Origin of the sequence: Lysobacter gummosus, assembly GCF_001442805.1 — a bacterium.
Taxonomy (GTDB): domain Bacteria; phylum Pseudomonadota; class Gammaproteobacteria; order Xanthomonadales; family Xanthomonadaceae; genus Lysobacter; species Lysobacter gummosus.
Genome location: NZ_CP011131.1, coordinates 2,937,859 through 2,961,933 on the forward strand (window position 1 = coordinate 2,937,859; position 24,075 = coordinate 2,961,933).

Sequence of the window (24,075 nt, forward strand, 5' to 3'; positions counted from 1 at the left end):
CACGTGCCGAGGGTCCGGCTCAACCCGGCCCGATCGCCTGCTGCAAACGCTCGCGAAGCCCTTGCAGCCGCTCGGCGAAGGCGTCGGCTTCGCCCAGCAATTCCGGCAGCGGCTGACTCAACAATCGGGCTTCCAATTGCTGACCGGCACGCGCGATCTCGGCGTCGTACAAAGCGACACTGCCGACCACGCGATGGACCGCCGCCGCGACCGCCGCGCCGCTGCCGCTGGCGAGCGCCTGCGCCAGCCGCTCCTGGTCGTGCGGCAGTTCGCGCAGCAGCAGGGGCAGCACCGCATGCAGGGCCGGCGGGAATGCTGCGGTCAATTCCTGCGCGTACACCTGCGGAAACGCAGCGGTCAACGCGGGTGCATCGGTTTGCGGCTGGGCGGCGACTCCGGCCGCGTCGTGCGAGCGCGACTGCGCCGGTATCCAACGTTGCAGCGTCTCGCGCAATTCCGCCAGATGCACCGGCTTGGTCAGATAAGCGTCCATGCCGGCGGCGCGGCACAGGTCGACCTGCTCCGGCAATGCGCTGGCGGTGATGGCCACGATCGGCAGGCGCAGCCCGCCGCGTTCGCGTTCGCGTTCGCAGGCGCGGATTTCGCGCGTGAGCGTGTAGCCGTCCATCAACGGCATCTGGCAATCGGTCAGCAGCAGATCGTAGCCGCCGTGCTGCAACGCGGCCAGGGCCGAGCGGCCGTCGTTGCACAGATCGCAGCCGTAGCCCAGTTGCAGCAGTTGCCGCCGGATCAGTTCGCGATTCACCGCGTTGTCCTCGACCACCAGGATGCGCGCGTCGTGCCGCACCGCCGCCGGCGCGGTGTAGTCGCGCTCGCTCTGGCCCTCGCCGGAAGGATCGCGCGCCCAGGCGCAGGCGCGCACCACATGCAGATGCAGCAGGGGATTGGCGTCGATGACGTAGTCGGCCGCGGCGGACGTGCCCGGCATTCGCACCACGCGCACCGTGTTCGCGGCATCGCCGTCGTCGAACCACAGTTCGGCGGGCGCGTCGCTGCCGACCGGCTCGTGCCCCAGCGCCAACAGCAGCTGACGCAATGCATCGGCGCGGCGCGCATCATCGAGCGTGACCGCGACGCGCAGGCCGGCGTTGTCCGCGCCGGGCGCGTCGAACAGCCCCAGCGGCACCGTGGCGATCACCCGCGTGCCCTCGCCCACCGCGCTGTCGATGTGGATCGCCCCGCCCATCAGTTCCACCAGGCTGCGGCAGATCGACAGGCCCAGGCCGGTGCCGCCGAAACGGCGCGAGGTGCTGTCGTCGGCCTGATGAAAGGGTTCGAACACGCGCGCGACCTGCTCCGGGTCCATGCCGATGCCGGTATCGCCGGCTTCGATCCGCAACAGCGCGCCGGCATTGCCCGCGCGATCCTGCGCCGCGCCCGGTTCCAGGCGGATATCCAGCCACACGCCGCCGCGCTCGGTGAACTTGACCGCGTTGCCGAGCAGGTTCAGCAGCACCTGTCGCAGCCGCATCGCATCGCCCAGGTAGAACCGCTGTACCGCCGCGTCGATGCGCGCGTCCAGGCGCAGGCCCTTCTTGCGGCAGATCGCGGCGATGTGCATGACCACCGAATCGGCCAGCACGCGCGGTTGCAGCGGTGCATGTTCGATACGCAGATGGCCGGCCTCGATCTTCGACACATCGAGGATGTCGTCGAGGATGTCCTGCAACGCCCGCGCCGAATCGTGCATGTGCCCGAGCAGCACGTGCTGATCGTCGTCCAGCCGCGATTGCTCCAGCAGTTCGAGCATGCCGACCATGCCGCCCATCGGCGTGCGGATTTCGTGGCTCATCGTGGCGAGGAAATTCGACTTGGCCCGGGTCGCGGCCTCGGCCAGTTCCTTCGCCGCCTCCAGCGCCGCGGCCTGCGCATGGGCGTGGGTGACATCGAGGAAGTAACCGGTGTAGCCGGCGGCACCGGCGTCTTCGCCCGGCTGGGTTTGCCGCGGCAATGCGTTGACCCGCACCCAGCGGATCGAGCCGTCCTCGGTCGCCACGCGGAAATCGGCGTTGATCTCGCTGCGCGCCTGCTCGGCCGCGGCGATGGCGTCGAGCACGCCGGCGCGATCGTCGGGATGAATCCGCGCGAACAAGGCCCGGGCATCGGCGACGATGGCTTCCGCGTCGATGCCGAACAGCGGCTCCGGGCGCCCGGTCAGATACGGGAAACGCAGGCGGCCGTCGCTGTCGCGCTGGGCCTTGAACACCACCCCGGGCAGATTGCCGGCGACTTCGCGCAGCTTGCTGTCGGCCGCTTCGCGGCGGCGCGATTCGTGGCGCAGGCGCAGATAACCGGCGGCGATCGCGCCGATCACCAGCACCGCCACGCCCAGGATCACGATGACCCGGCTCCAGGGCACGCCGTAGTTGTACTTGGCGCTGATCCAATGGTTGTGGATGCGCTGGCGCTCGACCTGCGGCACCGTCGCCAGTTGCTGGTCGATGATCGTCATCAGCGGCGTCAGGCGCCGGTCGGCGGCGAAGGCGAGTTCCTCGTCGCTGCCGGCGGGCGTGACCTGCAGGTCGCTGGAGGGGTATTGGGTGTTGATCAGCCGATCGATCACCACCAGGTTGCCGACGTGCGCATCGACCTTGCCGGCGGCCAGCAACTTGAGGCCCTCGGCGTCGGTGGTCACCCCGACCAGATTGACCTCGGGCGCGGCCTTGAGCACGGCGCGCCCGGTCAGATGCAGATGGGTGACCGATACGCGCTTGCCGCCCAGGCTTTCCAGGCCGATCGGACTGGCCGCGCCCTGCACGGTCACGATCACCACCGGGATGCGCTCGATCGGCTGGCTGTAGATCCAGTGCGCGCCGGGCAAGGCGCCGATCGGGATCACCGCCAGATCGGCGGCGCCGGTGGTCAGCGCGGTGGCCGCGCCCTTGAAGCCGTTGGCGTTGACCGGCTGGAACCGGATGCCGAGCCGGTCTTCGACGATTTGCGCGTAGTCCGGAAGAATGCCGACCGGGTTGCCGTCGTTGTCGCGCGCCGACAGCGGCGCGGCGTTGTCGTTCAGCACCATGCGCAGCTTGGGCAGGCGGCCCAGCCACTCGCGCTGGGCCGAGGTGAGCTCGCCGTTGAGATCGGCGTTTTCGAAATCGCCGCGCAGCCACTGCACGCGCAACCGGTCCACGCGCGCCGGATCGCGCTTTATTTCCTCGTCGATCAGTTTCAGCAGCGGCAGTTGCGCATGCGGCGCGGCGTACAGCACGGCCAGGTCGGGCTGCTGCATCGACGGCGGGATCTGCGTGCCCGGGACCAGTTCCAGGCGCGGATAACCGCCTTGGCGCAGATACCAGTCCAGCGTGTACGGCGCCTCGAAATAGACGTCGGCCCTGTCGTCCTCGATCGCGCGCAGAGCCTGGGCGCTGTCGGCCACCGGGACCAGTTCGGTTTGCGGATAACGCTGGCGATTGCGGGTGTGCTCCATCATCGCCGCCGGGACCGCCATGCGCATGCGCTTGAGATTGTCCTGGGTGAGCGGGCGCGTATCGTCCTTGCGCTTCACCGCATACATCGACACCTGCAGGATCGGGTCGGTGTAGGACAGGCAGCGGCTGCGCTCATAGGTGATCAGTACGTTGACGGCCAGATCGACGCGGCCCTCGCACAGCGACTTGAGCATGTCCTCGGTGTTGCTCGCGCGCACGTACTCCAGGTCGATGCCACGCGGACGCAGGATTTCCTCCAGCAGTTCGACGCTGAAGCCGCGCGGGTGGCCCTGGTTGTAGTCGTCGAACGGCATCGTTCCCCAATCGCTGACCGCCACGCGTACGCGCCTGGGCAACGCCGCAGTACCGGAGCGCACGCTCAGGGGCGGCGCGATCACCGGCCCGGTGCGCGCCGGAGCGGTGACGGGTGTGGCGACGATGGAATCGGGGATCGTCGCGGCAGATGCGCCGGAGGACGCAGGCCCGGTGTCTTGCGCCCGGTCTTGCGAATCGGTCCCGACCTGGACCAGGGCGTCGGGCAAGGCACGGGTAACCGCGTTGGTCTGGGGCGAATCCGTCCGCACCGGCGCGGTCGCCTCGTTGGCCAGGCCGGCGAACGCGGCCAGCCCGAACGCCATCGCCAGCGTCCATCGAAACACGCCTCGATGCATGCGTGAGCCCCGTCTCGGCATCGCGCCAACGCGCGGGCCCGTGTCCGCCGCCGCGTCGATGGCCCTCGCCGCTGTCATCGCCGGCTCAGGAAAGCAGTCCCTTGGAGCGGGCGTAGTCGTAAATTTCCAGATCGTTCTTGAGCCCAAGCTTGGTCATGGCATCGGTCTTCTGGCGGCTGATGGTCTGCTTGCTGCGATGCAGTTGCGCGGCGATCTCCGACACGCTGCTGCCGGCGGCGAACAGGCGCAGGACTTCGGCTTCGCGCGGCGACAATGCGGCCTCATCGCGCTCGCCGCCGCTGCGCACGCTGTCGAGCATCTGCCGCAGGGCCTCGCCGTAGTAATGCCGGCCTTGCATCACCGCGCGCACCGCCTGCGGCAGTTCGGTGCCGGCGGCGGCTTTGTCGAGCAGGCCCTTGACTCCGGCATCGGCGATGGAACGCAGCACCGGCACGTTGCCGATCATGGTCAGCACGATCACCGGCAATTGCGGATGACGGCGTTTTATCTGTCCCAACAGACTCAGGCCGTCGCCGGCGCGGCTGCCGGGCATGGAGAAATCGGTGATCAGCAGATCCACCGGCGTGCTGGCCAGCAGGGTCAGCAATTCGTCGGCGTTGGCCGCTTCGGCGACCACTCGCCAGTTTTCGTTGAACGCCGACGCCGATTCCAACAGCGCGCGCACGCCCGCCCGCACCACCGGGTGATCGTCGGAAAGCGCGATGCGTAGATTCATGCCGTCGATACGGAGATTCACTGTCGCTCATTACTACCACAGGGTGGGCCATTAGCCGGTGCGACCAAAGTCGCAACGGCGGCATCGAAGCGCGAGCACACAATCGCGCTTCGACCCGGGGCATTGTAACGCCTGCAAAAACGCTTGATTCCCTCTGAAACCAATCGCACCCCATGCAAAGGCATGAAAACCGAGCAAGTGAATTACTAAATGAATTCTAAGAATAAGCACCGGGCCGTGAGCTGGCCCGGTGCTGGATCGATCGCGGCGCAACCTGCGCCTGGCCACCTGGCGCGATGTGCGTCGCCGTCGCGACTACGCCGATCGATATCGCGGCCGATGCCTCAGGAGCGCACCGGCACCAGGGTGATTTCGACACGGCGATTCTGCGCCCGGCCCTGTTCGGTGTCGTTGCTCGCGATCGGGCGGGTCTTGCCGGCGCCGGTGAGAATGAAGCGGTCGCGCACCAGTCCCTTCGACATCAGGTAATTGCCGACGCTGGCCGCGCGTTGCTCGGACAGGCGCTGGTTGACCGCGTCGGAGCCGATGCTGTCGGTGTGGCCGGCGACCTCGACGATGGTCTGGTTATATTCGGTGAGCGTGCTGGCGACGTTGTCGAGCACCGAATAGAACTGCGGATCCAGGTTGGCGCTGTTGAAAGCGAAGGTGATGTTGCTGGGCATGTTGAGGGTGATGTTGTCGCCCTGGCGGACCACGTCCACGCCGGTGCCCGACATGCGCTCGCGCAGGGCTCGTTCCTGGCGGTCCTGGTAGTTGCCGATCGCGCCGCCGGCCAGGCCGCCGACACCGGCGCCGATCAGGGCGCGCTGGCGGCGTTCGGTGGCGTCGTCGCCGCTGAGCAGACCGGCGGCAACGCCGGCCAAGGCGCCGATCAGCGCGCCCTTCTGCGTGCGGCTCATCCCGCCCTGCTGTTGCGGCGGCGGGTTCTGGCCCTGCGGATACTGGTTATTGGGATACGGCTGCTGGCCGCCGTAGTAACCGCCGCCACCGGTGGCGCAACCGGCGAGCAGCGCGGTCATCGCGGAAGCCGCGAGGGCGAGTTTGAGCTGGGTCTTCATGGGATTCCTCGTCTGTGTGGCGGAGCGCAGACAAGCTAATCACGCCGCCGTTGGTGGCGAGTGACGAGGGCCCGGGCCTGTTCAGGCGGCGGTACGGAATTGGGGATGCGATACGGAATTGGGGATCGGGTGGCTGCGCGCCCGGCTGTAGTTGTTCTCGCAAGGGGGCCGCGGCACTGATCTGTGTCATCGCGAAGCTGGATCGGCGTACTCACCCACGGTCACTCCTCGCAACCCACCTACCGTCATTCCCGCGAACGCGGGCTCCGCTTTACTTCGGCGCAGCCGAACATCCAGAGAGTGCAGCGCCATCTTTCCCGCGAACGCTTCGGCGTAGCCGAACATCCAGAGACTTCAAACGTTCTCGCACGAAAGGCCCTGGATTCCCGCGTTCGCGGGAATGACGGTAGGAAAGTACCTGTGGATCTGGCGGGTTCAATCCGGGCCTTAAGCGTCAACTCTCAGGTCGTCATTCCCGCGAAGGCGGGAATTTAGAGACTTCCGCGCGCCCCTTCCAAGTCGTCATTCCCGCGAACGCGGGCTCCGCTTTACTTCGGCGTTGCCGAACATCCAGAGACTTCAGCGCGATCCTTCCAGGTCGTCATTCCCGCGAACGCGGGAATCCAGCGACTTCAAACGTTCTCGCACGAAAGTCCCCGGATGTTCGGCTGCGCCGAAGCAAAGCGGAGCCCGCGTTCGCGGGAATGACGGTAGGTGGGTGCGATTGAAGGTTGGTGGGTTGCGATGAGTGAAGGCAGGACAAGAACGGGAAATACGTCAGGACGAGTGACCGCTGGTGGGTTACGACGAGACCCGGGTACGTGGCCCGACGCCCGAATCGAGGTTCCATTCCCGACCCCCCCCCTCAAACCATCAACGCATCGGCGCCTTCCGCATCCAGCGTCACATCCCAATTGCCCATCAGCGCCAGATACAGCAGCTTGTCGAACTCGGCGCCGAAGCGGCTGATGACCGCGTCGGGATCGGGGATCAGCTTGCCGTCGGCGATCAGGCCGAAGTGGACCCGGCCGTTGTAGCTCAGGATCGAAATGCCCACGCCGATCGAACCGGTCTGCGGAACCCAGAACATCATCTCGTCCAGACGGCAGCCGGCCATGTACAGCGGCTGCTGCGGCCCGGGTACGTTGGTCGCCACCGCGGTGGCCTTGCGGCTGAACAACTCCAGCGCCAAGCCCTGTACCTGCGCTGGCGCCATGCCGAGCGCAGCCAAAAGTCCAAATGCAACAATGGCTTGGCGTGAATTCTTAAGATTATTCATGCACTCGGCGACCCGCTCCACGCGACGGATCGGATTGCCCTCGCCCACCGGCAGATCCAGGAACACCAGGCCGAAGTGATTGCCGAGCTTGCGCGCATGCTCCAGCGGACGCAGGTTGACCGGCACGGTCGCGCGCAGCGTCATGCCGTCGACCTGATCGCCGCGTTCGATCATGTAGCTGCGCAGCGCGCCGGCCGCGGTCGCCATCAGCACGTCGTTGACGGTGCAGTCGCAGGCGCGGCCGACCGCTTTGACTTCTTCCAGATCCAGCGGCTCGGCCCAGGCCACGCGCTTGGACACGCCGAGCTTGCCGCGCAGCATCGACGGCGGATCGTCGGACAGCGACAGCGCATGCAACAGTTCGCGGGCGATCTCCCCGCCCTCCTTCGCCAGCATCGCAGCGAGGGTCGGGTCGCGGTACATCTCCATGCCTTTTTCGATCGCGCGGCTGCCCAGCTTCATGTAGCGATCGACCGCGCCGACGCGGCGGGCGACATCGGCGCCGTCCTGCTTGAGCCAGGCATGGGCCAGGTCGCTGCCCTTGGCCGGCTGCGCGGTGGTGTCGGTCAGCGACAGCAGCACCTGCACCAGGGCGATGCCGTCGGCATAGCTGTGGTGAATGCGCGCGACCAGCGCCGAGCCGCCGTTGTAGCGCTCGATCAGATGGAACTGCCACAGCGGCCGGCTGCCATCGAGCGGGCTGGACGCGAGCTGGCTGACGAAACGCTCCAGCACGCGCTTGCCGCCACGTCCGGGCAGCGCGGTGTGTTGCACATGCCAGTCGAGATCCAGGTCGTCGTCGGTCTGCCAATAGGCGCCGCCGGCGGTGTCCACGGCCTTCTGGCGGAACCGGGCGTAGGCGAGGAAACGCTGCTTGATCACCCGCTTGAGCGCGTCGACCGACATCGGCTCGGCGAACATCAGCACGCCGGTGATCATCATCGGATTGGTCGGACGTTCCATCCGCAACCATGCGGTATCGACCCGCGACATCGCTTCGCGGCGCGCGCGCTTGCGCGGCGGTGCATCCGATTCAGCCTTGGCCATGCGTCCTCCCAACGTGTCCGGCGAGTGAATCACGCGGTTGCGGGCGGGTCAACGCGGGACTCGGGATTTGGGACTCGCAAAGCATTACGCGGTACGCATGCAACACGAGCAAGCATGTGCTTCGCTCTTGCGATTCCCGATTCCCGATTCCCGATTCCCGATTCCCGATTCCCAAGTCCCAAGTCCCAAGTCCCAAGTCCCGCCTCAATCCCGCAACTTGCGATACGCCTCCAACGCCGCATCGCGTCCGGCTCCCAGATCCACCAGCGGCTGCGGCGGATAGTCCGGCGCGGCCCGGCGCAACGCCTGCGGATCGCGCCACGGCGCATGCCGCAACGGCGCCGGCAACGCGGCGAGTTCGGGCACCCAACGGGCGATGTAGTCGCCGTCGGGATCGAACTTCTCCGCCTGCGTCACCGGATTGAACACGCGGAAATACGGCGCCGCATCCGCGCCGGTGCCGGCCACCCACTGCCAGCCCAGGGTGTTGCTGGCCAGGTCGGCGTCGACCAGCGTGTCCCAGAACCAGCGCGCACCGTGACGCCAGTGATAGCGCAGGTGCTTGGTCAGGTAGCTGGCGACGATCATGCGCACGCGGTTGTGCATCCAGCCGGTGGCCCATAGTTCGCGCATGCCGGCATCGACGATCGGCACGCCGGTCAGTCCCTGCTGCCACGCCTCCAACTTCGGCTGCGACAGTCGCGCCCAGGCGAAGTCGGTGAAGCGCGGATTGAAGTTCTGCTCCGGCGTATCCGGAAAATGATGCAGCAGGTGATGAGCGAATTCGCGCCAACCCAGTTCGCGAATCGCCGATTCGACATCGCGCGCGTTGCCGGCGTTGCGCTCGCGCTGCAACACCGCGGCCGCGCGCCACGGCGCGATCTCGCCGAAATGCAGATGCGGCGACAGCCGCGAGGTGCCGACCCGGTCGGGCCGGTCGCGTTGGCTCGCATAGCCGCGCAAGGCGCCGTCCACGAACGTCTCCAGCGCCGCGTGCGCGCCGGCTTCGCCGGGCGTCCAGTGTTCCCAGAAGGTCTCCGCCCAGCCGCGTTGCGGCGAGAGCTTGAGCGCCGCCAGCGGCACGCCCTCGGGGCCTTCGCGGGTGTCGGGCAGCGATGCCGGCGGCTCCCACAGCGGCTCGTCCTTCCAATTCGCCAGCGCCGAGCGCCAGAACGGCGTGAACACCTTGAACGGCCCGCCCTGCTTGGTGCGCAGCGTCCATGGTTCGAACATCAGCGCGCCGTTGTAGCTCTCCACCTCCAGGCCCATGCGCCGCAGCGCCTGCTTGATCTTGGTGTCGCGCTTTTCGATGTAGGGCTCGTAGCGGCGATTCCAGAACACCGCCTGGGCGTCGGTGGCCAGCATCAGCGATTGCAGCGTGGTCAGGCTGGGGCCGAAGAACCGGCGCAGGTGCGAGCCGCGCTTGCGCAGGTCGGTGTCGAGCGCGGCCAGCGAGCGATGCCGCCACGCGTCGGAGGCGGCGCCGGGTCGCCAGGTGCCGTGTTCGTCCGGCGCATGGATGTAGATCGGCACCGGGACGTAGCCGGCGTCCAGCGCCGCGCGCAAGGCCGGGTTGTCGGCCAGGCGCAGGTCGTCGCGGAACCAGACCAGGGCGAGAGGTGGGGCTACGGGCATCGGGGCGGCGCGCTCGACGGGCACTCAGTATGCCGTCGCGGCCGGCGTCGACGGCATCGGCATGGGCAATCCGTGCGCCCGGAAAGAAAAATCGCCGCTTCCCTGAGGAAGCGGCGATTCCGGCTCGACGCTCAGTCCATCGGGGCCGGCCTGCCGTCCCGCGGATTCGGACCGCTCTGGACGGATTACGGCGCGCGCTTGAGCTCCTCGATCGCGGCCTTGATCTGGACCAGGCCCCAACCGGTGTTGTCGTCGCGGCCGGCAACGTCGATGTCCTTCGCGGTGGTCAGCAAGGCATTGCGAACCTGCTGGGCCGTCGCGGTCGGGCGTGCGCTCCACACGACCGCGGCCGCGCCGGCCACGTGCGGCGACGCCATCGAGGTACCGCTCCTGTAGGCATACGAGCTGTCGTTGACCGTCAACTTGCCGTCGACCGTGGCGACCTGTCCTGCCATGCGGGCCAGGATAGCTTCACCGTCGGCCTTGCTGATGCCGACCACCGGAATGGTCAGGGTGATCGCCGTCCCGCTGGCGTTGAACAGTCCGGCACTGAGCTGGCCGTCGACATTGTTGTAGATCACCACGCCGAGCGCGCCGCCCGATTTCGCGTTGCTGGCCTTGACGCCGAAATTGATCTCGCCGCGCTGGCACAGCACGACCTTGTTCTTGAACGTAGCCGACGAAGCCTTGCACAGACCGCCGTCGACCCAACCGGCGCTGGCGCTGGTACCTGCCGAACCGGTGAAGACGTCGGCCGGCATGCTGGAGTTGCCGACCAGCAGCGGCTCGCTCTTGGCCAGGCCCAGGCTGCGCACGCCCACGCCCGGCGCGGCCAGGTCGATCTCGCTGTTGAACTCGGAGTCCGGCGCGCGCTGGTTGTTGACGTCGACCGACGCCACCGACAGCACGCTGGGATAGGACGCGGGGTACCCCAGCGGGTTCGGCGGGGTGGTGCCGAACAGGCTGGGCGCTCCGGACAAGGCCCAGTTGCCGGCCGCCGCGACGACCAGCACGCCGCGATCGGCCGCCGCCTGCAATTCTCTCTTCTCGGTGCTCGAGGATATCGCCCCGCCCAGGCTCATATTGACGACCTTGGCTCCGGCGGCCTCACATTGCTTGACCCCCGCGACGGTGTCGGAGGCATAGCTGGCCTGCTTGCAGCCGGCACCGGCGAACCGCTTGATGATATGCAACGCCACCTTGCCCGGGCTCACGCCGACCACGCCGGTGTCGTTGTTGGCCGCGGCGATGGTGCCGGCGACGTGAGTGCCGTGGCCGCACGTGTCGGTATCCCAGCCCTCGGTGGCGTTGGGATTGTTGATGCCGGTGATCGCGACCCCGGCCAGATCCTCGTGCGAGCGCTTGAGGCCCGAATCGATCACGCACACCTTGATGCCCTCGCCGGTCGGTGCGCCGGCGTCGATCGCGCCGTCGCCGTCGGCGTCCCAGGTCGCGCTGGCCTGGATCTGATTGACGCCCCACGGCGTGTCCTGCGCCAGCAGATAGCGCTCCGGATCGATCTCGATCGACTCCACGGAAGGATCCTTGCGCAGATCCTCCATCGCCGCGGCCGACGGCAGGGTCAGCACCGCCTTGTTGAGCCCTTCGAACAGATAGTGCTGCTTCGCCTGGCCGAACTTGCGCTGGGCCAGCCGCGCATTCACGCCGCGCACGTTGGCGTTCATGCGTTCGTGCGCCTGGCCCACGATCGCGGCGATCTGGTCGAGCATCGCCTTGGGGTCGGTGGACAGCTTGGGCACCGCTGCCGGCGTTTCCTTGAACTGGATCCACACCCGCTTCGCGCCGGTAGCGTTTTCGGCCTGCGTCGCACCCGCGACGCACATCGTGGCCAACGCCACACACATCGCACCTGCCAGCCTGGTCTGCTTCATCGTGTCGTCCCCTGAGCTTTTGTGAAGGAGGTTGCGCCCGGCCGATACGCATCCGTTGACGGATGCGGCCGGGTCGAGGACGAAAACGACGGCGCGGCCTGCGCCCCCTACGGCGTCGCTGGCTTTTCGGACTTGTCCCAACTGATGGAATGCACGGAACTTGCGTGTCCGAGCGAGCTGAGGCGGACTGGCGATGAATTCGACGGCAAACGGCAAGCCGCTCGGACACGCAATTAGTGGCCTCCGCGAAATTTTCCGGATGCATTTGCCGGCTCGGCTCCACGGAAACCCGGCGCCAACGCGCGCGTGCGCGTCCATACGGCCGCTCGCGCACGCCAGCCGATCGGACGTTGCAGAAAAAACGGGGGCCACGAAGGCCCCCGTTTCCTGGTTCGAACCGAACTACGCGTTTACTGCGCTTGCAACTCGGCGATCGCCGCCGGAATTTGCACCAGCCCCCAGCCGGTGTTGTCGTCGCGGCCGGCCGCGTCGATGTCCAGCGCGGTGGCGTCGAGCGCGTCGCGCACCTGCTGTGCGGTCGCGGTGGGCTTGGCGCTCCACACCACGGCGGCCGAGCCGGCCACATGCGGGGTAGCCATCGAGGTACCGCTCATGGTCTGGTAGGCATTGTTGGCCACCGACGGGGTGGCATCCACGGTCGCGGTCTGGCCCGCCAGGTTGGCGACGAGGTATTCGCCGTCGGCCTTGCTGATGCCCACCGCCGGCAGGGTCGTGGTGGTCGGGCTCAGGTTCGGCGCGGTGCCGGTGTACAGGCCGATGTTCAAGGCGCCGTCTACGTTGTTGTAGATCACAACGCCCGCGGCGCGGCCGCTCTTGGCCTTGGTGATCTTGTCCAGGAAGGTGTTGGTGCCGCGCTGGCAGACCACGATCTTGTTGCGCCAGGTGCTCGACGAGGTCTGGCACAGCCCGCCGTTGACCCAGGCGGCGCTGGCGGTGGCCTGCTTGGAACCGGCGACCGGGGTCGCGGCGAAGCTGGAGGTGCCGACGGTCAGCGGGTCGTTCTTGAGCGGATAGGTGCTCTGCACATCTACGCCCGGCGCGGCCAGTTCGACCTTGGGCGTGAACTGGGAGAAGCCGGCCTTGACGTTGGCCGAGTCCACCGCCGCCACCGACACCACGCTGCTGTAGCCGGCCGGATAGCTCTGGGTGTTGTTGCCGTCGTTGCCGGCCGCGGCGATGCTGAGCACGCCGGCGTCGGCCACGGTCTGGAACGCGGTGCGTTCGGTGATGCTGGAGTTGGGGCCGCCCAGGCTCATGTTGATGACCTTGGCGCCGGCGGCCTGGCAGCGCTGCGCGGCATCGGCCAGGGTCGAGGAATAGGTCCACGAGCACTGGCCGTGTTCGCCGCCGTTGTAGCCGTTGCTGCCGAAGATCTTCACGATGTGCAGCGAGACCTTGCCCGGGCTCACGCCGACCACGCCGGCGCTGTTGTTGGCCGCGGCGATGGTGCCGGCGACGTGGGTGCCGTGCCCGCAGGTGTCGGTGTCCCAGCCGGTCGGATAGCCGGTGATGGTCAGGCCGGCGAATTCTTCGTGGTTCTTGTTGAGGCCCGAGTCGATGATGCAGACCTTGATGCCCGCGCCGGTGGCGGCGCCGGTGTCGATGACGCCGTCGCGGTTGGCGTCCCAGGCATCGCGCGCCTGCACCTGGTCGATGCCGTAGGGCACGCTCTGGGCCTGCAGGTAACGCGGCTGGTCGATCTCGACCGATTCCACGTCGGGGTTGGCGCGCAGCGCCTTGACCGCCTCGGGCGAGGCCAGGGTCATCACCGCGGCGTTGATGCGGTCGAACTGGTAGTTGAGCACCGCATCGCCGGCCTTGGCCGCGCCGAGCTTGCTGCGCAGGGCCTGGATGCGCTGGCCGAGGTTCGGCGCGGCCACGGCGCCGCGCGCGGATGCCGAGCCGGCGGCGTTGACGGACTTGAACTTGACCCATACGCGGTTCGGGTTGGGACCTTCCTGGGCCGCGCTCGCGGCCGACGCGATCATGGTGGCCAGACCCAGTCCCAGCGCGCACATCAACTTGCTCTGCTTCATCGAAACCCCGAATGCAATGATCGGCCGGACTCCGGTCGGAGCCGCCATCGGGCGTCGCCCGATCTCATTGCTAACGGTCTCAAAGCGTTGCCTCCCTACCCCGCCCGCAGGATTTTCCTGAGCCGGCTGAACGGCCAGGCACAAGAAAAGTGCTTGCAAGAGCAAGGGTCGCTATCGGCGAGGGATTTTCCAGACCTGGTTCACGGTGCCGCGAATGCGCCGCGCCGAACGCCGCCGACGCTCAAGCTTCGACGAAACGCACCCGGCGAGTGATCGAACAGGTCAGCTCGTAACCGATCGTGCCGCTGATCTGCGCGATGCGCTCGACCGGCAGCTCGGGCCCCCACAACTCGACCGGATCGCCGACCTTGGCCGCGGGGACGCCGCGCAGGTCGATGGTCATCAGATCCATCGACACCCGGCCGATGACCTGGGTGTCGTGGCCGGCCACGCGCAGCGGCGTGCCCGAAGGCGCGGCGCGCGGGTAGCCGTCGCCGTAGCCGATCGCGGCCACGCCGATCAGCATGTCCTGCGGCGCTTGCCAGGTCGCGGCGTAGCCGATGCGTTCGCCCTTGCGTACGCGGTTGACCGCGATCAGGCGCGTGGACAGGGTCATCGCCGGGCGCAGGCCGAAGTCGGCGCCGGTGCGGCCTTCCACCGCGCTGATGCCGTACAACAGGCCGCCGGGACGAATCCAGTCGGCGTGGGCTTCGGGCCAGCCGAGCACGGCGGCGGAATTGGACAGCGAGCGCACGCCGCGCAAGCCCTCGGTGGCGGCGGCGAAGGCCGCCAACTGCTCGCGGGTCTGGCGGCTGCCGGGCGAGTTGCCGTCGAACTCGTCGGAGCTGGCGAAGTGATTCATCAGCACGATGCCGTCGGCGACGCTGGCCGCTTCGCTCAGGCGCGCATAGGCCTCGCGCACCTGTTCGGGGGCGAAGCCGAGCCGGTGCATGCCGCTGTCGACCTTGAGCCAGCAACGGATCGGATCGCCCGGCGCGGCCTGCTCCAGCATTTCGATCTGGCTGATGTGGTGGACCACCGTCTCCACGCCGAGGCGGCGCAGTTGCGGCAGATCGTCGGCCTCGTCGAAGCCCGACAACAGCACGATGGGCTGCGACAGCCCGGCCGCGCGCAGGCGGTCCGCGTCCGACAGCGCGGCCACGCCGAACGCGTCGGCGCCTTCGAGCGCGCGCGCGACGCGTTCGAGCCCGTGGCCGTAGCCGTCGGCCTTGACCACGGCCATCACCCGGCTGTGCGGAGCCAGCGCCCGGGCCTGGGCGAGGTTATGACGCAGAGCGTCGGTGTGGATGTTTGCGCAAGTCGGTCGTGCCATGGCGCCTAGTCTAGCGAAGGCCCCTGCCCGGCCTATGAGCCCAATGTGAAGTCGGGCCGAGGCGGCACGCTGTGCAAACCGCGCGACGCGCCGGAGTCAGAACCATTGCTGCTGATAGAGCGGTTCGACGACGGCCTGGAATTCGCGGGTAAACGCGGCCAGATACAGCTTGCCGCCGATGCGGCGGAAGATCAGCAGTGGGAACGCGTCGCGCTCGACGCGGCCCTCGGCCGGAACGCGCAGGGCGTCGCGCCGCCATTTCGATTGCAGCGCGGACCGGATCGGGCGCTTGCCTTCGTCGTCGCCGGAGAACCAGATGTAGACGCCTTCGAACGATTCCTTCGCCGGCAGGGCCGGGCCAAAGTCCGCGCCTGGGTGACGCCCCGCCGATCCGGCGAACACGCTGCCGCCGATCACTTCCGCGACGACGCGGCCGGGCGCGGCGGTGGCGATCTGCGCGTGCACCGATGCGCCGTGCAGTTGCCGTTGTCCGGCGAGTTCGCGCAGATAGGCCAAAGCGAGGCTGTCGGGCGCAACCGAGTGAGCAAAGGCGCGGGCGATGCCGTCTTCGCCTTCGCCGTCGCGCTTGGCCGAGGCCGAATAATCGGCCGTGAAGCGCTGCACCCAGTCGGCGTAGGCCGAGGCGGCGACCGGATCGAGGGTTGCCGGCAGCGGCGAGCGCAGCTCCGGCTTGGGCGACGGCCGGCCGTGGACATCGAGCACGGCCCATTGCCAGCCGACCGGGCCGATGCAGCAATCGGTGATCAGCCACAGCCTGCCCGGACGGGCGCTTTGTTGGGCCTGCCACAGTTGTGTTTGCTCGGCTTCGCCGATGGCGATGGCGTCTGCCTGCCGGCCTTGCAGGATCGGCGCGGATGCGGCGGCGTTGGCGATCGCTTCGGGCCGGCGGGCCAGGTCTTCGTTCGTGGCGACGATGCGCCAGGCGCCGGCCTCATCCCATAGTTCATCCAGCGGGCGTGCCGCACGCATGCTGTCGACGCCGCCGTCGCGGTGCATCAGCCGTACCGACCAGCGCGGTGCGATCGGCTTGGGGTTGGAGTTGACCACCAGCCATAGGCGCGGGCCCGTCGCTGCCTCGCCCGCTTTCTCGATTCGCAGGTAGCGCTCGCGCAGTGTGCGCAGTTGCGCGGGACTGAGCCGGACCAGGCCGTTCGGCGCGGTGATGCCTTCGGCCAGCGCGTGTGCGTTGCCCAGGGCCTCGTAGACGCCGGTGGCTTCGACGATGCGCCAGTCGGCGTCCTCGTTGCCGCTCGCCAGCTCCAGGGCGGCTTGATCCAGCGGCGGCGCGGCCTGCGCGGGGCTCGCGGCGCAGGCGAACACCAGTGCGGAAATCCCTAGCCAACGGGCGATCGTGGATGCCATTGTCGATTCGTCTTCCATGTCCAGGGCTCAGTCTGACCGAGTTCGGCTGGGATGGTCGCGAAAGATCTAAAGATGCGCCGGGTCGGGCTGGGTATCGCGGATTTGAGTGCGCGCGGCGAACTGAGCCGAAAGCATCGGGCCTGAAGGCCCTCCCACAAAAACGGCTGCGGTGGCGAAAGAACCGCGATAAAGCATCGGGCCTGATGACCCTCCCATAAAAAAACCGCGCGTGGCGAACCACGCGCGGCTTCTTGTTTGCGTCCGGACCTTGCGGCCGGAAGCCGCGAATCAGTCGCAGCGGCGCTCGATCACGGTCTCGGTCTTGTTCTGCTGGTGTTCCTGGATCTTACGGCCGGCGAACGCGCCGCCCACGGCACCGGCTGCGGTCGCGAGCTTCTTGCCGTTGCCGCCGCCGACCTGGTTGCCCAGCAGGCCGCCGGCCACCGCGCCGATCGCCGTGCCGGCGATCTTGTGCTGGTCCTTGATCTGCTTCGGACGCTGCACTTCGACGTTGTAGCAATGCGGGGTCTTCTTGGACGACTTGGACTGAGCGCCCGCGGCGCCGGTCACCATGACGCAGGACATCAGTACGGCGGCGATCATGGTCTTGATATTGGAATTCATATAACTCACCGATGGAGTTGGGGGGCAATGGCTACGATGCGCCGCGACTCGTCATCAACGCGTCAATCCGTGGACGAACCCACGCACCGCGGACGCAGGCTAGCCCGAACTGGCTGAACGGGCGCATGCAAGAAACCGGTTGCATGCAACAAAACTTCATAGCGTGCGCGAGGTCAATAATCGCTCGCGACGGCTTCTTCCGCCATCGAACGGGGCCGGGAGGCCTCGCGCGAGCGCCGAGGCCCCATTCGTGATGCGGCGAAACTGACCTATGATTCGCCGCATCGGCAGGTCGCGCTTGCGATGCCGCCACCCTGCCCGACCGCTCACACGACCAACGCGCTGCAACAAGGAGTTCCCGCGAATGAATCGCTCGATCCCGGCCATGACGCTCTGCCTCGTGCTCGCCGCCTGCAAGGCCGGCGCGCCCTCCGACACCGCCGCGCCGGCGGCGACGCCCGCGCCCGCCGCGAATACGGAACCGGCCGCGCAGCCCGCGCCTGCGCCCGCCGCGGCACCGGCGGCCAAGCCGGTTTACCAGTTCTCCTTCGCTGCCAAGAGCGAAGAGTCGAAGGACCCGCGCATCGTCGATTGGGGCGAAGACGGCTGCGGCCGCTACCCGATCGTCAAGGTCGACTCGATTCCGCTGTCGGACCCGTGGCTGCTGCCCGACTCGGTGGTCGAGTTCGATGCCAAGGGCCAGGAGCTGACCCGTTGGGGCAAACCGATGGGCTCGGATCTGATCGGCCTGGACGGGCAGCGACTGCAGTTCCGGGTGGACGACAAGTGGCAGCGCGGCGCCTTCGCCACCGATGCCTCCGGCACGGTCGAACCGATCACCAGCCAGGCGGCCTCGCTGTACGACACGGCGAAGATGGTCGATTGCCCGAAGCTGCCGAGCTTTGCCCAGTCCGACGCCGAGCAGTGCTTCGTGATCAAGGATGCGAGCGGAGCCGAACGGCGCCTGGCTTGGGAAGGTCCTTGCACTTGAGCGGCATTCGGGCCGGTTGAGTCCGGCGGTCGCAAGCGCCGGCGCAGAGCGGCGCCGCGGCTCATCGACTCGCTAATGAAAAGCCCCGCGTCGCAGCGGGGCTTTTCTTTTGTACGGGCGAACGGCATTCCGGCTTGCACGCAAGCCGTCGCCTCACCCCGTCATTCGCCATCCACCGAAGTCACCAGGGCCCACGCCTGCTTGCCGGCGAGCCCGCGTCCGATCGCCTCCGCGTACTGCGCGCGCATCTGCTCCAGCGCCTGCGCGACCTCGTCGGCGGGGATCGCGATCGCGGACGCATCGGCCGGCGTGCCGCCCAGGTAGGCCCATTCGGCGGCGAGCTGCGCCAGCGCCTGTTGTACGGTCGCGCCGTCGCGGCCGGCGATGTAGGCGTGCACGGACGCGCGTTTGCGCACGATCAGGTACTCGGAAAAGATCCGCTCCTGCAATTGCGGGTCGAAGGCTTGCACGGGATCGAGCTTGAGCGCGCGCACGGCGAGATCGACGCTGGATGGAATGAGCTGGTATTTGCCGATCGCGAACAGGCGGTCGGGATCGTTGCGCGGCAGATGCTGCAGGTTCTGCACCTGGCGCAAGGTCAGGCGCGAGAAGTCGATGCGCTGTCCCTGCGAATCGCCGCTGCGGCCGCGATTGAAGGCGCCGTATCCGCCCGAGCCGCGTTCGATCAGTGCGCTCAGCGGATTGCTCACGGGGGTCCTCACGACTGCATGGCGGGGGTTGGCGGCGAGGAGCATCGTACCGCGATCGGGCGCATGCCGATCTTGCGCAAACGGTGCGCGAGATCGCAGTGTGGTTGGCGGGAGTTCGTGTGAGCCGGCGTGTAAGAGCCGGTTCAAAGTTTCTGCTTCGGGCGCCGTTTTTTTTGCTCGTCATTCCCGCGAACGCGGGAATCCAGCGCCTTTCGTGCGAGAACGCCTGAACTCACTGGATTCCCGCGTTCGCGGGAATGACGATCTGAAAGGATCGCGCTGAAGTCTCTGGATCCCCGCCTCCGCGGGAATGACGGACTGGAGAGATGGCGCTGAAGCCTTTGGATGCTCGGCTTCGCCAAAGTAAAGCGGAGCCCGCTTTCGCGGGAATGACGAACAAAAAAAGCGGCGCCCGAAGCAGAAGCTTTGAGCCGGCTCTTACGCGAGCAATACCGAGCCCAACAACAACCGGCCCCGCCGAAGCGGGGCCGGTTGTCTCGTGCGGATGAGGATCGATCAACAGGCAGCCGAGAGCCGCCTGCGAAGCCCGACAATCGTCAGGCTCATCCGATCCAAGCCATCAACGCCCCGGAGCCGCCAACTGCTGGCGCTGTTGCTGCTCCTGGTCGTGCTGCTGGCTCTGCTTGGCCATGTGGTCGCTCATCTGCTGCATCGGCGGGGTCGGCGCCTGGGTGTCCACGCGCACGTGGAAGCCGGGGGTCGAACCTTGCACCAGCACATCGCTGCCGTTCTTCCACACGGTGCCGACCTGGTCCGGGCGGGTCATGCCGTTCTCCATCGCCTGCAAGGTGACGTTGGCGACGGCTTCCGGACGCGCGCCCGGCATCTGCCGGCCGATGGCGGTGTACAGCGCATGGTTGGGATGCGAGGCATCGGTGATCAACGGGCCGGCAGCGGCTTCGCGCGGGGCCGGCGGTGTGCCCGGCGTCGGCGACGGCGCCGCCGGAGCCGTGCTCTGCGGCGCGGCCGGCGTTGCGGTCGGTGCGTTGACCTCGGCGTTGGCGGTCACCCGGCCCTGCGGCAGTTGCCGGCCGATCGCGTCCAGGGTGCGCTGATCGGCGATGCCGGTCGGTTCCAGATTGTGCGCGCTCTGGAAATTGCGCACCGCGCCGGCGGTGTGTTCGCCGTAGATGCCCGAACGGGTTTCCAGCGGCTGGCCGCGCTCGTCGCGCACGCCGAGCTGGTTCAGGGACTGCTGCAGGCCGCGCACGTCGGCGCCGCGTTCGCCCTGGCGCAGCACGCCGTCGGCCATCGCGTCGCGGGTCGCCGGCGTCGGTGCCGGCGTGGTCGGAGCGGCCGGCGTGGTCTGGCCGCGGCCGGGCACGGTCAGGTGCTGCATCGGATCGACCGCGACGCCGTTGACGCGATACTCGAAGTGCAGGTGGGTGTCGCCCTGACGCGGCGTGTTGCCGGTGCGGCCCATGGTGCCGATCTGCTGGCCGGGCTCGACATGCTGGCCGTCGCGCACGTTGATGTCGCGCATGTGCATGTAGACCGTGGTGACGCCGTTGCCGTGGTCGATGCTGACCATGTTGCCGGCCGCGCCGTTGTTGGGTTTCACGTGCACGGTGCCGCCGCCGTAGGCCTGGATCGGGTCGCCTTCGCGGCCGACGATGTCCACGCCCTTGTGGGTGCGCGCGCCGCCGCCGCGCGAGGTGCCGAATTCGCCATGTCCTTCGCCCGGCTTGTCGGCATGGTTGATGGTGGTGTTGCCCGGCGCCGGCCAGTGGCCGGTGCCCTGCGGCTGCGGCGTCGCCGGGGCCGGATGGTTGCGGCTGGCTTCGGGCAATTGCAGTTGCGTCTGCACCGCCGCCAGAGTGGCGCGATCGGCCACGCCGGTTTCCGGCAGATGGTTGGCATGCTGAAAGCTGCGCACCGAGGCCGCGGTATGCGCGCCGTAGACGCCGGAGGTGGTTTCTAGCGCCTGTCCGCGCTCGTCCTTGAAGCCGAGCTGGTTCAAGTTGCGCTGCAGCTGACGCACCGGTTCGCCGCTCTCGTTGCGGCTCAGGACGCCGTCGGCCAGCGGATTGGCCGGCGTCTGGGTCTGAGTGCGGGTCGGGCCGACGTCGGTGACCGTGCGCCAGGCCTGCTCCGGCGTCTGGCCGCGGCCGATCGCTTCCTGATAGTTGGCGCGCATCTGCTGCAGGGCGCGGCCGGCGTCGGGCGCCGAGATCGAGGCGGCATTGCCGCCGACGCCGCCGTAACGGCTGCGGCCGGTGTCTGGATCGGCCACGCTGGCCCATTCGCCGGCCAGCTGATCCTGGGCGCGATGCAAACTCGCGCCGGGCTGACCGGTGATGTAGTCGCGGATGCCGGGTTGCTTACGCGAGATCAGGTAATCGGAAAAGATCCGCTCCTGCAGTTCGGGGGTGACGCGCTGGTTCGGGTCCAGGCGCAGGCTGGCCACGGCCAGATCCATGGTGCCGGGAATGATCTGGTATTTGCCGACCGCGAACAGGCGGTCGGGATCGCCCGCGGGCAGATGCTGGCGACGCTGCAGTTCGCCCAGGGTCATCTGCGAGAAATCGATGGTGCGTCCGTTGGCATCGCCGGCGCGACCGCGGTTATAGGAACCATAGCCGCCTTCGCCGCGCTCCAGGAGCTCGCTCAGTGGATTGCTCATGTTGGAAATCTCCGTTTACTGACAAGTGGTTGGATGGCGTATCCGGAGAGTTTCGTCCTGAATCAGCTCCGGCCATGGCAAGCGGGACGGGTGTCCGACTTGCACTTCGCGGCACGGATCCTTGCTAATCCGTACCGCTTGCGGCCCTGACTGCACCGCGACCTGCCGGGGTTCACTGGCAGGCGTTTGCTGGGTTCCTCTGTAACGTCTGGTGGAAACGTCTGGGTGGAAACATCTTGTGTAAGTCTGATCCGGCGGGCGGCGCGTGATTGCGCGCCGGGCCCTGGCCCGATCCGGCGGCCGCTCAGCGCGGCCGTCCCGGTGTTATTTGCTGAAACTCCATTCGGTCACACGCAGGCGCGAGTCCGCGCCGGCCACGTTCCAGTCTTCGATCATGCCGTAGCTGGTGACTTCCAGGCGCTGCGCATCGTGACTGAAGCGGGTGGTGGCGTAGCCGTCGCCGCTGTAGGCGCTCAGCTCGGGGATGTCGGTGCAGGCCCGGCAGATCGCCAGGTCCGGGTTTTCCTTGCAGGTCTGTTCGTCGTGGCCGACCACCTGGGTCCGGCACTGCGGGTCCACGACCGGCTGCCAGCCGCCGTCCAGGGCGAGCTTGCGCAGATCGGCGTAGGCCATGTCCTTCTTCAACGCATCTTGCAGAGACGACATGTCGGGCTGTCCTTGCTGGGAAACGGTGGCGGCCGGTGCAGGCGTGGCGGCGGCGGGTGCGGCGGCGCTCGGCGCAGCCGGTGCCGGGGGCGCCTTGCACGCGGCCAGCGCCGCGGTCGCGGCCAGCAGCACGGCGGCGGCGCGGGCGCCTGCACGGAATCGGGAATCGACCATGACACTTCCTGTGTGAGTTCAGACGAACTGGAGCAACACCGGCAAGGCTACCGTTCCGGCCTTGCACACGGCAACTGCCGGCGGCGACGGCGGGCCTTGGCCCGACCGGCGGCGGCTTGAACGCGGAAAGTTTGGATCAGTTGGCAGGCTAGCCGGCGAATGCGGCAATGCCCTGCCCCAGCAGCCGCCCGGCCGATGCGGGGCGGCGCAGGCGGATGCGGACTTACTCGAACGAACCGACCGAATCGTGGGCCAGGTTGTCGAAGCGGGTGTACTCGCCGAAGAACTTGAGCTTGAGCGAGCCGGTCGGGCCGGAACGCTGCTTGCCGATGATGACCTCGGCCAGACCTTTGTCCGGCGAGGTTTCCTTGTTGTAGTAATCGTCGCGGTAGATGAAGACGATCACGTCCGCGTCCTGCTCGATAGCGCCCGATTCGCGCAAGTCGGCCATCACCGGACGCTTGTCGGCGCGCTGTTCCAGCGAGCGGTTGAGCTGCGACAGCGCGATCACCGGCAGGTTGAGTTCCTTCGCCAGATGCTTGAGCGAGCGCGAGATTTCGGAAATTTCCGTGGCGCGGTTTTCGTTGTTGCCCGGCACCGACATCAGCTGCAGGTAGTCGATCACGATCAGACCCAGGTCGTGCTCGCGCTTGAGCCGGCGCGACTTGGCGCGCAGCACTTCCGGCGACAGGCCCGGGGTGTCGTCGATGAAGATCTTGACCTCGCGCAGTTGGCGGATCGCGCCGGTGACGCGCGCCCAGTCCTCGTCCTCGAGCTGGCCCGAGCGCAGGCGCTGGGCGTTGACGCGGCCGACCGAGGAGATCAGTCGCAGCGCCAGCTGGCTGGCGGACATTTCCATCGAGAACACCGCCACCGCTTTCTTGGTGCGGAACGCGGCATGCTCGGCGATGTTGAGGGCGAAGGCGGTCTTGCCCATCGCCGGACGCGCGGCGAGGATCAGCAGATCGGTGTTCTGCAGGCCGGCCGTCATCTCGTCGAATTCGGTGTAGCCGGTCGGGATGCCGGTGACCGAGCCGCCGTTGGCGTAGCGGGTCTGCAGCACGTCGAAGGCTTCCGACAGCGCCTTGGTGACCGGGGTGAAGTCGGTCCGGCCGCGGGCGCCGGCTTCGGCGATCGCGAACACCTGCTGCTCGGCCTTGGCCAGGATCTCGCCGCTGTCGCGGCCGTCGGGTTGAAAACCGTCGTTGACGATCTCGGTGCCGACCTCGATCAACTTGCGCATCACCGCCTTGTCGCGAACGATCTCGGCGTAGGCGGTGATGTTGGCAGCCGACGGCGTGGTCGTGGCCAGTTCGATCAGATAGGCGCCGCCGGCGACCTGCTCGGTCAGGCCTTGCGATTCGAACCATTCGCCCAGGGTCACCGCGTCGAACGGTCGGCTCTTTTCCGCCAGCTCGCGGATCGCGCGGTAGATCAGCTGGTGATCGCGGCGGTAGAAGTCTTCTTCGACGATCTGGTCGGCGACGCGGTCGTAGGCGTCGGGCGCGAGCATGAGGCCGCCGAGCACGGCCTGTTCGGCCTCCACCGACTGCGGCGGGACGCGCAGCTGGTCGATGCGCTGTTCGGCGCGGGTCTCGAAACGTTTTTCGCCACGGAATCCGCGTGCGCTCATCGGGGAGACGATCCTCGTCGGGTCGGCCGTGTGCACGGCCAATCGAGCCGGTCAGGGCTCAGGGGCTTG

16 protein-coding genes are annotated in these 24,075 nt (G+C 67.7%); 1 reads left to right on the top strand and 15 read right to left on the bottom strand.

Going from position 1 to position 24,075, the window contains the following annotated elements; translation table 11 throughout:
- Window positions 1-19 precede the first annotated feature (19 nt).
- From LG3211_RS11855 to LG3211_RS11900, 11 genes are all read right to left on the bottom strand, one after another.
- The gene (locus tag LG3211_RS11855; RefSeq protein ID WP_187313177.1) at window positions 20-4,111 is read right to left on the bottom strand and encodes an ATP-binding protein; all 4,092 of its coding nucleotides are present in this window, start codon (window positions 4,109-4,111) and stop codon (window positions 20-22) included.
- Between the two features lie 97 nt (window positions 4,112-4,208).
- Window positions 4,209-4,880, bottom strand: a complete 672-nt coding sequence (locus LG3211_RS11860) for a response regulator (RefSeq protein ID WP_328230716.1) — start codon at window positions 4,878-4,880, stop codon at window positions 4,209-4,211.
- A 323-nt stretch (window positions 4,881-5,203) separates the two neighbouring features.
- A complete protein-coding gene (locus LG3211_RS11865; protein WP_057943031.1) occupies window positions 5,204-5,938 on the bottom strand; it encodes a YiaD family glycine zipper/OmpA-like lipoprotein in 735 nt (244 codons plus the stop codon).
- Between the two features lie 865 nt (window positions 5,939-6,803).
- Window positions 6,804-8,264, bottom strand: coding sequence for a WS/DGAT/MGAT family O-acyltransferase (locus LG3211_RS11870; protein ID WP_057943032.1), 1,461 nt, complete (start codon window positions 8,262-8,264; stop codon window positions 6,804-6,806).
- Between the two features lie 204 nt (window positions 8,265-8,468).
- Entirely contained in the window at window positions 8,469-9,899 is a 1,431-nt protein-coding gene (locus tag LG3211_RS11875; RefSeq protein ID WP_057945434.1) for a cryptochrome/photolyase family protein, read from the bottom strand.
- A gap of 185 nt (window positions 9,900-10,084) precedes the next feature.
- Window positions 10,085-11,791, bottom strand: a complete 1,707-nt coding sequence (locus tag LG3211_RS27250; RefSeq protein WP_187313178.1) for a S8 family serine peptidase — start codon at window positions 11,789-11,791, stop codon at window positions 10,085-10,087.
- A gap of 410 nt (window positions 11,792-12,201) precedes the next feature.
- Window positions 12,202-13,848, bottom strand: a complete 1,647-nt coding sequence (locus tag LG3211_RS11885) for a S8 family serine peptidase (protein WP_057943034.1) — start codon at window positions 13,846-13,848, stop codon at window positions 12,202-12,204.
- Between the two features lie 241 nt (window positions 13,849-14,089).
- Entirely contained in the window at window positions 14,090-15,181 is a 1,092-nt protein-coding gene (alr, locus tag LG3211_RS11890; RefSeq protein WP_057943035.1) for an alanine racemase, read from the bottom strand.
- A gap of 96 nt (window positions 15,182-15,277) precedes the next feature.
- Window positions 15,278-16,564 (bottom strand): hypothetical protein, encoded by a 1,287-nt coding sequence (locus LG3211_RS11895; RefSeq protein WP_148648875.1) that lies wholly within the window; start codon window positions 16,562-16,564, stop codon window positions 15,278-15,280.
- Window positions 16,565-16,630: 66 nt separating this feature from the next.
- On the bottom strand, window positions 16,631-16,780 hold the full coding sequence (locus LG3211_RS27460) for a DUF6053 domain-containing protein (protein ID WP_425479960.1): 150 nt from the start codon (window positions 16,778-16,780) through the stop codon (window positions 16,631-16,633).
- Between the two features lie 72 nt (window positions 16,781-16,852).
- Window positions 16,853-17,188, bottom strand: a complete 336-nt coding sequence (locus LG3211_RS11900) for a glycine zipper 2TM domain-containing protein (RefSeq protein WP_148648876.1) — start codon at window positions 17,186-17,188, stop codon at window positions 16,853-16,855.
- 364 nt (window positions 17,189-17,552) lie between these two features.
- On the opposite strand from LG3211_RS11900, the gene LG3211_RS26385 reads away from it, so the two are divergent.
- The gene (locus LG3211_RS26385; protein WP_057943037.1) at window positions 17,553-18,179 is read left to right on the top strand and encodes a hypothetical protein; all 627 of its coding nucleotides are present in this window, start codon (window positions 17,553-17,555) and stop codon (window positions 18,177-18,179) included.
- A gap of 161 nt (window positions 18,180-18,340) precedes the next feature.
- Here LG3211_RS26385 and LG3211_RS11910 read toward each other — a convergent pair whose 3' ends face one another.
- From LG3211_RS11910 to LG3211_RS11925, 4 genes are all read right to left on the bottom strand, one after another.
- Complete coding sequence (locus tag LG3211_RS11910) at window positions 18,341-18,889, bottom strand: hypothetical protein (RefSeq protein ID WP_057943038.1); 549 nt, start codon at window positions 18,887-18,889, stop codon at window positions 18,341-18,343.
- Between the two features lie 580 nt (window positions 18,890-19,469).
- The gene (locus LG3211_RS11915; RefSeq protein WP_057943039.1) at window positions 19,470-21,533 is read right to left on the bottom strand and encodes a peptidoglycan-binding protein; all 2,064 of its coding nucleotides are present in this window, start codon (window positions 21,531-21,533) and stop codon (window positions 19,470-19,472) included.
- Between the two features lie 324 nt (window positions 21,534-21,857).
- Window positions 21,858-22,373: a hypothetical protein gene (locus LG3211_RS11920; protein ID WP_057943040.1), complete on the bottom strand. Its 516-nt coding sequence runs from the start codon at window positions 22,371-22,373 to the stop codon at window positions 21,858-21,860.
- 223 nt (window positions 22,374-22,596) lie between these two features.
- Window positions 22,597-24,006, bottom strand: coding sequence for a replicative DNA helicase (locus LG3211_RS11925; protein WP_057943041.1), 1,410 nt, complete (start codon window positions 24,004-24,006; stop codon window positions 22,597-22,599).
- Window positions 24,007-24,075 lie beyond the last annotated feature (69 nt).